8 protein-coding genes and 2 tRNA genes are annotated in these 11,640 nt (G+C 70.9%); 2 read left to right on the plus strand and 8 right to left on the minus strand.

Translation table 11 applies throughout. From position 1 onward, the window contains the following. Positions 1-36 precede the first annotated feature (36 nt). The 5 genes from clpX to ACZ4M5_RS06090 form a co-directional block, all read right to left on the minus strand. On the minus strand, positions 37-1,323 hold the full coding sequence (gene clpX, locus ACZ4M5_RS06070) for an ATP-dependent Clp protease ATP-binding subunit ClpX (RefSeq protein WP_467733554.1): 1,287 nt from the start codon (positions 1,321-1,323) through the stop codon (positions 37-39). A gap of 190 nt (positions 1,324-1,513) precedes the next feature. Next, on the minus strand, positions 1,514-2,221 hold the full coding sequence (locus tag ACZ4M5_RS06075; protein ID WP_467733556.1) for an ATP-dependent Clp protease proteolytic subunit: 708 nt from the start codon (positions 2,219-2,221) through the stop codon (positions 1,514-1,516). Between the two features lie 109 nt (positions 2,222-2,330). Further along, positions 2,331-2,936, minus strand: a complete 606-nt coding sequence (locus ACZ4M5_RS06080; RefSeq protein WP_392035458.1) for an ATP-dependent Clp protease proteolytic subunit — start codon at positions 2,934-2,936, stop codon at positions 2,331-2,333. A 300-nt stretch (positions 2,937-3,236) separates the two neighbouring features. Then, the gene (gene tig, locus ACZ4M5_RS06085; RefSeq protein ID WP_467733558.1) at positions 3,237-4,622 is read right to left on the minus strand and encodes a trigger factor; all 1,386 of its coding nucleotides are present in this window, start codon (positions 4,620-4,622) and stop codon (positions 3,237-3,239) included. 193 nt (positions 4,623-4,815) lie between these two features. Continuing rightward, a tRNA-Pro gene (locus ACZ4M5_RS06090) sits at positions 4,816-4,892 on the minus strand. Between the two features lie 164 nt (positions 4,893-5,056). On the opposite strand from ACZ4M5_RS06090, the gene ACZ4M5_RS06095 reads away from it, so the two are divergent. Beyond that, positions 5,057-5,127, plus strand: a tRNA-Gly gene (locus tag ACZ4M5_RS06095). Between the two features lie 130 nt (positions 5,128-5,257). Here ACZ4M5_RS06095 and ACZ4M5_RS06100 read toward each other — a convergent pair. After that, positions 5,258-8,035, minus strand: coding sequence for a protein kinase domain-containing protein (locus ACZ4M5_RS06100; RefSeq protein WP_467733560.1), 2,778 nt, complete (start codon positions 8,033-8,035; stop codon positions 5,258-5,260). A 92-nt stretch (positions 8,036-8,127) separates the two neighbouring features. Next, positions 8,128-8,322 carry a hypothetical protein gene (locus tag ACZ4M5_RS06105; protein ID WP_010041885.1) on the minus strand — a complete coding sequence of 65 codons (195 nt, stop codon included), beginning with the start codon at positions 8,320-8,322 and terminating at the stop codon, positions 8,128-8,130. A 621-nt stretch (positions 8,323-8,943) separates the two neighbouring features. On the opposite strand from ACZ4M5_RS06105, the gene ACZ4M5_RS06110 reads away from it, so the two are divergent. Further along, a complete protein-coding gene (locus ACZ4M5_RS06110; protein ID WP_467733563.1) occupies positions 8,944-10,125 on the plus strand; it encodes an acyltransferase family protein in 1,182 nt (393 codons plus the stop codon). A gap of 82 nt (positions 10,126-10,207) precedes the next feature. On the opposite strand, the gene ACZ4M5_RS06115 is transcribed toward ACZ4M5_RS06110, so the two are convergent. Then, entirely contained in the window at positions 10,208-11,638 is a 1,431-nt protein-coding gene (locus tag ACZ4M5_RS06115; protein WP_467733565.1) for a DUF6177 family protein, read from the minus strand. Positions 11,639-11,640: the final 2 nt, after the last annotated feature.

Consider the following 11,640-nt stretch of genomic DNA (forward strand, 5'->3'; position numbering starts at 1 on the left):
GCGATGTCGCCGGGCGCCTTTGCGTGGTCTGGGGGGTCAGGCCGTCTTCTGTTCGCCCGGGCCCCGGCCGCGCGCGTCCCTCGGGATCAGCGTCGGGTTGACGTTGGACTGGACGACGTCCGCCGTGATGACGACCCGGGCCACGTCCTTGCGGGACGGGACTTCGTACATGACGCCCTGGAGGACTTCCTCCATGATGGCGCGCAGGCCGCGCGCGCCGGTCTGGCGGAGGATGGCCTGGTCGGCGATGGCCTCCAGCGCCTCGCGCTCGAAGTCCAGCTCCACACCGTCGAGTTCGAACAGGCGCTGGTACTGCTTCACGAGCGCGTTGCGCGGTTCGACGAGGATCTGGAGCAGCGCCTCGCGGTCGAGGTTGTGCACCGAGGTGATGACCGGCAGGCGTCCGATGAACTCGGGGATCATGCCGAACTTGACCAGGTCCTCCGGCATGACCTCCTGGAACTGGTCCTTGGACTCCATCTCACGCTTGGAGCGGATCTGCGCGCCGAAGCCGATGCCCTTGGCGCCGGCCCGGGCCTCGATGATCTTCTCCAGCCCGGAGAAGGCACCGCCCACGATGAACAGCACGTTCGTCGTGTCGATCTGGATGAACTCCTGGTGGGGGTGCTTGCGCCCGCCCTGCGGCGGCACGGAGGCCGTGGTGCCCTCCAGGATCTTCAGCAGGGCCTGCTGGACGCCCTCGCCCGACACGTCACGCGTGATGGAGGGGTTCTCGCTCTTCCGCGCGACCTTGTCGATCTCGTCGATGTAGATGATCCCGGTCTCGGCCTTCTTGACGTCGTAGTCGGCCGCCTGGATGAGCTTGAGGAGGATGTTCTCGACGTCCTCGCCGACGTAGCCGGCCTCCGTCAGGGCCGTGGCGTCGGCGATCGCGAACGGGACGTTCAGCATGCGCGCGAGGGTCTGCGCGAGGAGGGTCTTGCCCGAGCCCGTGGGGCCGAGCAGGAGGATGTTGGACTTCGCCAACTCGATGGCGTCGTCACGGCCGTTGCCCCCGCCGTTCTCCCCGGCCTGGACGCGCTTGTAGTGGTTGTACACCGCGACGGACAGGGCCTTCTTGGCGGCCTCCTGGCCGACCACGTAGCCCTCGAGGAACTCGTAGATCTCGCGCGGCTTCGGGAGTTCCTCCCAGCGGACCTCGCTGGTCTCCGCGAGTTCTTCCTCGATGATCTCGTTGCAGAGGTCGATGCACTCGTCGCAGATGTACACACCGGGCCCTGCGATGAGCTTCTTGACCTGCTTCTGGCTCTTGCCGCAGAACGAGCACTTGAGCAGATCGCCGCCGTCACCGATGCGTGCCACGGTGTGCTTCCCCTTCGCCTGGGAGACTCCTGAAGGTCGGCGACGCCGACGTCCAGCGGACTCCTGGTGCTGCCTTATGTCCGACGGTACCTTGCCGGGCCCCCCGTCCGGGCCCCCCTTGGCGCGGTTCGCTTTGACGTGGACCGTGTCAAACCGTGCCAAGGGGCGGCAGACGTTACAGCCTCTCGCCTCAGCGCAGGCTCGAGTTGTCCATCTTCCGGGTGGTGATGATCTGGTCGATCAGGCCGTAGCTCAGGGCGTCCTCGGCCGTGAGGATCTTGTCGCGCTCGATGTCCTCGCGGATCTTGTCGATCGCCTGGGTGGAGTGCTTGGCCAGCATCTCCTCCAGCTGCGTGCGCATGCGGAGGATCTCGTTGGCGGCGATCTCCAGGTCGGACACCTGGCCGCGGCCCGTCTCGCTGTAGGGCTGGTGGATCAGCACGCGCGCGTTCGGCAGGGCCATGCGCTTGCCCGGCGTGCCGGCGGCGAGCAGGACGGCGGCGGCGGACGCGGCCTGGCCCATGCAGACCGTCTGGATGTCCGGCTTGACGTACTGCATGGTGTCGTAGATCGCCGTGAGCGCGGTGAAGGAGCCGCCCGGGCTGTTGATGTAGACCGAGATGTCACGGTCGGGGTCCATCGACTCCAGGCACAGCAGCTGCGCCATGACGTCGTTGGCGGAGGCGTCGTCGATCTGGACGCCGAGGAAGATCACGCGCTCCTCGAAGAGCTTCGCGTACGGGTCGTACTCGCGGATGCCCTGCGAGGTGCGCTCGACGAAACGCGGGATGACGTAGCGGGACTCGGCCTGCGGGCCGGTGTAGCGGCCCTGCGAGCCGCTCGCGTCCTGCATGGCGTGCATACGGTCGTAGATCCCACTGCCGGGGAACTGGTTCACGGTGTCTCCTGGAAAGGGCTGAGGCGGTCGGCTGGGGCTGACTGGGGTCCGCTGGAGCCTGGAGGGGCTCCGTGGCCTCACGGGGCGCCACAGGCCCCGTGAGGACCGCTCAGGCCCCGGTGCCGCCGCCGCCCGGCATGCCGGCGGCCGTGGGGATCACGTCGTCGATGAGGCCGTACTCCTTGGCCTCGAAGGCGTCGAACCAGCGGTCGCGGTCCGAGTCGCGGGTGATCTGCTCGACCGACTGGCCGGTGTGCTGAGCGGTGAGCTCGGCCATGCGCTTCTTGGTGTGCAGCAGCCGCTCGGCGTGGATCTTGATGTCCGAGGCCGAACCGGCCAGACCGGCGGAGGGCTGGTGGATCAGGATCTCGGCGTTCGGCAGCGCGAAGCGCTTGCCGGGGGTGCCCGCGCTGAGCAGGAACTGCCCCATGGAAGCCGCGAGACCCATGGCGATGGTCACCACGTCGTTCTTGATGAACTGCATCGTGTCGTAGATCGCCATGCCGGCCGTGATCGAACCGCCGGGGCTGTTGATGTACAGGTAGATGTCCTTGTCCGGGTCGGCGGCAAGGAGCAGCAGCTGTGCGGTGATCTTGTTGGCAATGTCGTCGTCGACCGGCTGGCCGAGGAAGATGATCCGCTCGCCAAGCAGCCGGTTGTAGACCTGGTCGCCGAGGCCACCACCGATGGAAGGCTCGCCGGCGGCTGAAGGCATCAGATTCGTCACGTATCCACCTGCTCGTCTTACGACGGCGCCGGGCCGTCTCACGTTTCCCTGCGGGGCTCGGAGCCGTTCGGGGACTCCTCTGCCCTGGTATTCATGGACCCTAACGCGCGGGTCCCTTCGGGGAATCCCGGAGATGGGAGTGTTCGCCGGGGGCGTAGCGCGGTGGGCTCCGCAGTATCGGTTGCTCGCGCAGCGCCCCGTGCCCCTTGAGGCCCGGCGCGCCGGCAAGATCAAGAAGGCCCCGGGGCGTGCCCCGGGGCCTTCTCAGTGACTCACGACGACCGGAGGTCAGCCCTCGGTCTTCTCCTCGGCGGACTCGGCCGGGGTCTCCTCGGCGGAAGCCTCGGCGGTCTCCTCGTCCTCGTCGTCGTCGAGGTCGACGATCTCGCCGTTGGTGTCCTTGACCGTGGCCTTCTCGACCACGACGGCCAGGGCCTTGCCGCGGGCGACCTCGCCGACCAGGAGCGGAACCTGACCGCCCTCGACGACCGCCTGGGCGAACTGGTCGGGGGACATGCCGGAGGAGGCGGCGCGACGCATGAGGTGCTCGGTGAGCTCCTCCTGGTTGACGTTCAGCTTCTCCTGCTTGACCAGCTCGTCGAGGACGAACTGGGTCTTGATGCCCTTGACCGCGGCCTCACGGGTCTCGGTGTCGAACTCCTCCTCGGTCTTGCCCTGGATCTCCAGGTACTTCGCGAGGTCGAGGCCCATCTGGCCGAGCTGGTGGTGCTCCAGGTTGTGCTTGCGGGTGTTGATCTCGTCCTCGAGCAGCTTCTCGGGGACGGGCACCTCGACCAGCTCGAGCAGCTTCTCCAGGACGCGCTCCTGGGCCTGCGTGGCCTGGTCGTACTGCTTCATGTTCTCGAGGCGCTTGCGGCTGTCGGCGCGCAGCTCCTCGAGGGTGTCGAACTCGGAGGCGAGCTGCGCGAACTCGTCGTCCAGCTCGGGCAGTTCGCGCTTGGCGACCTGGGTGACCTTGACGGTGACCTCGGCCTCCTTGCCGGCCGCCGAGCCGCCCTTGAGCTCGGAGGTGAAGGTGGCCTCGCCACCGGCCTCCAGGCCCTTCACGGCGTCGTCGATGCCGTCCAGCAGCTCGCCGGAGCCGATGGTGTAGGAGACGCCGTTGGCGATGCCGTCCTCCAGGACCTCGCCGTCGACCTTGGCCTCCAGGTCGATGGTGACGACGTCGCCGTCCTCGGCGGCACGCTCGACCGGGGCGGTGGAGGCGAAGCGCTCGCGCAGCTCCTCGACGGCCTTGTCGACGTCCTCGTCGGTGACCTCGACCGCGTCGACCTCCACCTCGATGCCGGAGTAGTCCGGGATCTCGATGGCCGGGCGGATGTCGACCTCGGCGGTGAAGTTCAGCGTCTCGCCGTCCTTCAGCTCCGTGATGTCGACCTCGGGCTGGCCCAGCACGTTGAGCTCGGCCTCGTTCACCGCGTCGGTGTAGAACTTCGGAAGCGCGTCGTTGACGGCCTCCTCCAGCACCGCACCGCGGCCGAACCGCTGGTCGATGACCCGGGCCGGGACCTTGCCCTTGCGGAAGCCCTTCACCGTGACCTGCTGGTTGATCTTCTTGTACGCCGCGTCGAGGCTGTCCTTGAGCTCCTCGAAGGGCACCTCGACAGTGAGCCGAACCCGAGTCGGGTTCAGGGTCTCCACGGCGCTCTTCACGGTTCGGTCTCCTTGTGGCTGACTGCTTGGGTTCTGCCGGGGCCAGAGCGGCCCGGCGGATTTCGCCGCCCGGAGGACTTCAGACGCTGAGACACACGGGCGTGCAGCTTGCATAGTAACGGCAGGGACTACACCGCCCAAAAGGCGATCACATCAGTGACCGAGAGACGATCACGCGAGGTGACCGGGTGGCTGGTCGGGGTGGCGGGATTTGAACCCACGGCCTTCCGCTCCCAAAGCGGACGCGCTACCAAGCTGCGCCACACCCCGTCTGGTGCGACACGTAGGGTACATGCCGGCAGGCGGTACGGCCGCCGCATTTCCGGGGTGCCGGCGTCGCGTCGGGCCGTGCGGGAATGCGGTGTGCGGCGAGGGGGGGCGACCCGCTACGATGCCTGCAGTGCCGCGGTCACCCGACCTGCGGCGCGTGCTGTGCGGGCGTAGCTCAATGGTAGAGCCCTAGTCTTCCAAACTAGCTACGCGGGTTCGATTCCCGTCGCCCGCTCTTCATGGCTCAGGGCCAGGCCGGAGGATCTTTCCTCCGCCTGGCCCTGAGTGCTTTCCGCGGGTGGGGGCGCGCTGCCCCGGGTGGTGCCGGTGCGGGCAACCGGTTCGCCGACGGCGACACCGCCACCTCAGAGGTCGCGGACGTTCAGGGTGTAGACGGAGCGGGTGCCGTAGGGGACGTACAGGGCGTCGCCGACCAGGGTGGGGGGTGCGCCCGTGGCGTTGTCCGGTTCGCCGCTGTCGTCGCGGCCGTCCCGGTCGCCCTCGACCTTCCCGGTGCGCACGTTCAGGGCCGCCACCCGGCCGCTGGGTGACGCGAAGTAGACGTGCGTGGCGGAGGCCGCCGGGGGGCCCTGCCGCTCCACGGTGGAGTTGCTGTTCCACAGCGTCCGTCCGGTGCGCGGCGAGACCGCGCTCACGCTGCCGCTCCCCCGCGTGAAGTAGACCCTGCCCCGCAGCAGGTGGGCGGCGGAGGCGTCGGCCTGCCGGGCGGAGACCCGGACGGTGGTCACCGCGTGGGTGCCGGTGTGGACCCGGGTCAGGCCCTTGCCGGGCGCGTCCCGGACGGCCAGCACCAGGTGGTCGCCGTCCCGGCCGAGCAGCTCCAGGTCGTCCTTCGCCCGGGCCGTCCAGCGGGTCTCGCCGGTGGCCGCGTCCAGCTCCGACACGGTCGTCCGGGCGGTGTCCTGCTGCCACATGCCGGTGGTGCAGATCAGATAGGGCCGTTTCGCCTCGGTGCGCAGGGCGCAGCTCTGCGTGCCCTGCGGTTCGGGACGCTTCCAGCGGACCTCTCCGGTGGCGGCGTCGAGCAGGGCGTACTCGTTCCCCATCGCGCCGTAGGCCGTGAGGACGCCCTCGGGGACGGTGGTGGCGCCGCCCACTTCGGCGTCGGGCGGGCCGGCGGTCTGGCCGTCGGCCGTACGGGTCCGCCAGAGCACCTCGCCGGTCTCGGCGGACAGGGCCGCGACCGTGTAGGTGAACAGGGGGCCGGCGCCGTTCGCCAGCTCCCGGCTGTCCGCCTGGTAGGCGTAGACGCGGTCGCCGTCCGTGCCGATGACCGAGCCCTCGTCCGAGGCCAGGCCGTCCGGCGCCGTCGGGTCGACGAAGCGGGTCCAGGTGCGCTCGCCGCGGGCGAGGTCGTAGCGGGTGGCCATGACCTGACCGCCGGCGCACACCAGGGACGTGTCCACGGCGGTGCACCGCTGGAACGCGGCGGAGTCGCCGGGCCGGCGTTCGGCCCCCTTCAGCGGCACCGGCTCGGCGGCCCACGCCCGCCAGCCCTCGGGGAGGTCGGCCGCGTCGGCGGACGACGAGGGCGTGCGGCCGGTGTCGCGGGTCAGGGTGAGCGTGGTGGTGACCAGCGCGGCGAGAACGACCGAGACGGCGGCCCCCGCCAGCATCAGGGCGTTCCTGCGGCGCCTGCGGACGCGGTCGGGGGCGGGCGGGGTCGGGGGCGGATCGGTCTGCGGGTTGCTGGAGGCGGCCGGGGTGCGGTCGGTGGCGGGTGCGGAGGGGTCCGCCGACGGGATCCCGGGGCCGGGCGGAGGGCTGTCGGTGGCGGGTGCCGGGGGCACGGCCTGCGGGATCCCGGGGCCGCGCGGAGTGCGGTCGGGGCCGGGTGCCGAGGGTTCGGTCGGCGACTTTCCTACGCCGGTGAGGGCGCCGTCCCTGCCAAGTGCCGAGAGCTCGGCCGACGGGGTTTCCGGGCTGGGCGGAGTGCGGTCGATGCCGGGTGCCGAGGGCTCGGTCGGCGACTTCCCCAGGCCAATGAGGGCAGCGCCCCTGCCGAGTGCCGAGGGCTCGGACTGCGGGGTCCCGGGGCCGGGCGGGGTGCGGTCCGTGCCAGGGGCCGAGGGCTTGGCCGACGGGCTCCCCGGGCCGGGAGAGGTGCGGTCCGTGGTGGGCGTCCGAGGGCCGGGCGGGGTGGCGTGGTGTCGCGTGGGGTGTCCGGCGTCCGCCTCCCCCGGGACGGGCTGCGGGACTCTCCCCCGCTCGGTGCGGGCCGGTTCGGGCCAGACCGTGCCGGACGGCTCGGTCGGGCGAGGGCCTGGCCCGGGGGCGGCGGTGCCGGGCCGGGGATGCCCGGCGGACGCGGTGGGGGCCTCGCGCAGCAGCGTGAACAGCTCGTCCGCGGCGGGGCGGACGAAGCGGTCCTTGTCCAGGCACAGGCGCAGGCAGGGCAGCAGTTCCTGCGGCACGCCCGTGAGGTCCGGCTCGCCCTCGACGACCTTCAGGGCCGTCTCGTAGGCGCTCGGGCTGTCGAAGGGGCCGCGTCCGGTGGCCGCGTAGGTGAGGACCGAACCCAGGGAGAAGATGTCGGCGGCCGGGCCCACGTCCTGCGGCGAGGCGAACTGCTCGGGGGACATGAAGGGCGGCGTGCCCATGACGCGTCCGGTCTGCGTCAGGGCCTCGGAGGCGGCGGCCTCGGCGGCGCGGGAGATGCCGAAGTCGATGACGCGCGGGCCGTCCTCGGCGAGCATCACGTTGGCCGGCTTCAGGTCGCGGTGGACCACTCCGGCCCGATGGATGTCGCGCAGCGCCTCGGCGAGGCCGGCGGCGAGTTCGCGCAGGCGGGGCAGCGGGAGGGGGCCGTGTGTGCGGACGTGGGTGCCGAGGTCCTCGCCCGGTATGTAGAGCGTGGCCATCCAGGGGCGGGGCGCGTCGGCACCGGCGTCCACGACGGGGGCCGTGAACGCGCCGCTCACCCGCCGTGCCGCGGCCACCTCACGGCGGAAGCGGGCACGGAACTCGTCGTCGTCGGCGTACTGGTCGTGCACCACCTTGACCGCGATGCGCCGGCCGGAGGCCGAGCGGGCGAGGTAGACCACCCCCATGCCGCCGGAGCCCAGGCGGTCCTCGATGCGGTAGCCGCCCACCTCGGCCGGGTCGGAGTCGCGCAGCGTCATCCCCGTACGTTCCCCCCGTCACGCACCGTCCTTGGTCGGGGCGAGCGTATCCGCCCGGGCCGGGGAACGCGGCGCGGGGCGGGCCCCACCGGTCAGAAACTGATGGAGTTGATGGTTTCCGCTATCGAGTTGAGGAACCTGTTGATGGAAGGGGCCATGCCGGTCGAGGCGAGGAAGAAGCCGAAGAGGATCGCCACGATCGCGGGACCTGCCTTGATGGAGCCCCCTCTCAGCAACACCACAAGGATGATCGCCAACAGCAGCACCACAGACAGTGAAATGGCCACAACTGATCACACCCTCGGTCGGTCCGCTCTCCCGGCCCGGGGACGCGACCCCGCGCACCCCCGCCAGAACCATCGTGCCACCAACACGGCCCCGCTATGCGGCCGGTGACACATCGGCCACGCTCCGGCGGGGGCGGACCGGCGTGTCGCCCGGCACCGGACGGCCAACGGCTGCCGGTCGCACGGGAATTCGACACACCACCCGCGCAGGGAATTCATTCGAATCGTTGCCGTCCCCACACAACGCGTTCGCAGCTAATTCAAATCACCGCCGCAGACTGGCCGACAGCCGTCGGACAAGCCCGCGAAGAGGGCGGAAGCAGACATTCCACCAGAGTCGCCTGCTGGCCTTATGCCCGGCTTAGTCGGGATGTATCACCCCAAGCAGGGGCCGATCCGGGCACGCGTCGCAGCTCGGAAGTGTGGCACCCGTCACGCATGTTGTGATGTCAACTACCCGTTATCCGGGGGTATCCGAGGTGAATAGCCAGGATTCACGTCCGGCGTTTTACGAATAGCCGCAGGGAACGCTAGGGTGCCTCGAATGTTCCACGCTGCCTCGTCCCCCGCACGCGCAGCGAGGTCCCGGATCGTCTCCCCGAGCTCCTGGTGGGAGGGTCTGTGACGAACTCGCTGCGACCGAACGGCGACCGGAGTGCGCCACTTCCCCCGGCACGGCCGCCGGCGGGCGGAGTGCCGAGCCCTCGCTCGCCGCAGAGCCCGCAGAAGAAGCAGAGCGGCAAGCAGCGCGACGCCTTCTTCGACAACGCGAAGTACCTCGCGATCGTGCTGGTGGCGATGGGCCACTCCTGGGAACCGCTCCGGGGCGACAGCCGCGTGATCGACGCCGCCTACCAGGTCGTCTACGCCTTCCACATGCCGGCGTTCATCATCATCTCCGGCTACTTCTCCCGCAGTTTCGACATGCGGCCCGACCGGCTCAAGCGCCTGGTCACCGGCGTCGCCGTGCCATACGTCGTCTTCGAGACGGCCTACTCGCTCTTCAAGCGCTGGATGGACGACGACCCGGGCCACGCGATCAGCCTCCTGGACCCCTGGTATCTGACCTGGTTCCTCATCGCGTTGTTCGTGTGGCGGCTGACCACGCCTCTGTGGAAGGCGGTGCGCTGGCCCCTGCCGCTCGCCCTGGTCCTCGCCGTGCTGGCGACCGTCAGCCCCTCGATCGGCGACGACCTCGACCTCCAGCGCGTCCTGCAGTTCCTGCCGTTCTTCGTGCTGGGGCTGTCGATGAAGCCCGAGCACTTCCACATGGTGCGCCGTCGTTCGGTGCGGATCGCCTCGGTGCCCGTCTTCGCGGCCGCGCTGGTGATCAGCTGGTGGGCGGCGCCGCGCATGAACGCCGCCTGGTTCTACCACCGCGACTCCGCGCAGGAGCTGGGCGCGCCGTGGTGGACCGGCCCGGTGATGGTGCTGGCGCTGTTCGGCTGCTCCCTGGTGCTGACCGCCTGCTTCTTCGCCTGGGTGCCGCGCCGCCACATGTGGTTCACCTCGCTGGGCGCCGGCACGCTGTACGGCTACCTGCTGCACGGCTTCCTGAAGAAGGCCGGTGACTACCAGGGCTGGTTCGAGCCGTCGTGGCTGCACCACCCGGCCGGTGAGATCGCGGTGACCGTCCTCGCCGCCGCCGCCGTGACCGTGCTGTGCACCGCGCCCGTGCGCCGGGTCTTCCGGTGCGTGATGGAGCCCGCGATGGACTGGGCCTTCAAGCGGGACGCGGCCGCGGACGCGCGTGAGCGCCAGGGCGTGGAGCGCCGCGAGCGAGAGAAGGCGGCCGTGGGCTGAGCCCACCTGACTCCGGTCGACGCGGACGGCCCGCACTCCTCGCGGAGTGCGGGCCGTCCGTCGTGTTCCCCGAGGGTGTGGCCTACTCGCCCTTCAGATGGCGCATGAGGCGTTCGAAGTCCTGCCAGCCGGCGAGGTCGGAGGGGTTGCCCGGGAACGCGTAGTAGAGCGCGGGGCGGGTCTTCGGGCCCAGCTCCCGCGGCGCCTCGGGCAGCGGGGTGCGGCGGGCCCGGTCGCCCGGCATCTCGCGGACCTCCTCCGCGCCCAGGACGAACGCGTAGGGCACGCCCGGGCCTTCGAAGCGCGGCGGGACGGACAGGTCGCGGCGGGCCCGGCGGATCTGCACCAGCATGGACTGCAGGTCGTGCCGGGTGGCGAGAGTCTCCGCGGCGGCGATCACGGTGTCCGTGGGGACGGGTTCGCCCGGTCCGTAGCCGAGGACCATCGTGACGTCCTCCTCCACTCCGGCCTCGGTCCGGGTGACGCGGACCGTCGCCAGGCCCGGCCGCTCCGGGGTGCCGACGACCACGAACCAGCTGGGCTCGGGGGCCCGTTCATGGGCGACGTCGGTCAACTGGCGCAGCGACCAGGGAAGGTTGGCGGGCTCCTCGGTGCCCCAGCCGGCCGGGGGCTCCCCGGTGACCTCCCGCCACACCGCCTCCACGGCGCCGCCGAGCACGAGCCGGTCGTCGGCGGGATGGACGGCGCGGAAGGAGATCGCCAGCTGGCGCTCCCCCGTGTCGCCCTGCTCGACGACCCCCTCCTGGAAGGAGGCGGCCACGGGGGTGCGCGGGTCCTCGGCGGTGGCCTGCGGGGACTCCACCGTCACGAACAGGCCGTTGCTCCACTGCAGTACGGCCCCGGTGAGACCGTCGTAGTAGCCGTCCCGCTCGTCCTGCACGACCCAGCGCGAGGGCCAGCCCGGGAGGCTGTTGCGCACGGCCGGGGACAGGCGGGTGCCCGCCGGGGTGACGATCTGCAGGCCGAGGCCGGCGTTCGCGGCGGCGCGGAAGGCGTCCGACAGCCAGGCCGTCATCGCGACCACGGGACGGTCCTGGATGACGACGGCGACCTTGTCGGTGAGCACGTCCACGGCGGGCTGCGCGGCGGCCGGGGCCGGCGCCACCGTCATCCCGTCCGTCCTGACCACCGCGAGGGACCACGCCGTCTGCGGCGGCCAGGCCGTACCGCCGACCAGGGTGGCGATCCGGGCGGCGAAGGTCCCGGCGAGCTCCTCCGCCTCCTTGACCCCGGTCGTGGCGCGGGCCTCGGTCCACCAGTAGGGCACCTCGGGCTCCCGCGCCCCGAGCAGCCGCTCGGCCTCCCCCCTGACCTGCACCAGCAGCGGCGCCTCCACGGACACCAGCGGGCGGCCCTGCGGATCGCACAGCTGCACCACGGCGCCCTCGCCCTCGGCGCCCACCAGCAGGTCCGGGCCTCCGGACAGCAGGCCCGCCAGCACACTGAGCGGATCGGGCATCTTCCTGGTGAGGGCGATGACATCCTTCGTCACGC

The sequence above is a fragment of the Streptomyces sp. NPDC026246 genome (assembly GCF_055567995.1).

Coding starts and splice junctions, on each gene's coding strand:
- ACZ4M5_RS06080 (WP_392035458.1), bottom strand. CDS start 2,936: ATGCCTTCAGCCGCCGGCGAGCCTTCCATCGGTGGTGGCCTCGGCGAC.
- ACZ4M5_RS06100 (WP_467733560.1), bottom strand. CDS start 8,035: ATGACGCTGCGCGACTCCGACCCGGCCGAGGTGGGCGGCTACCGCATC.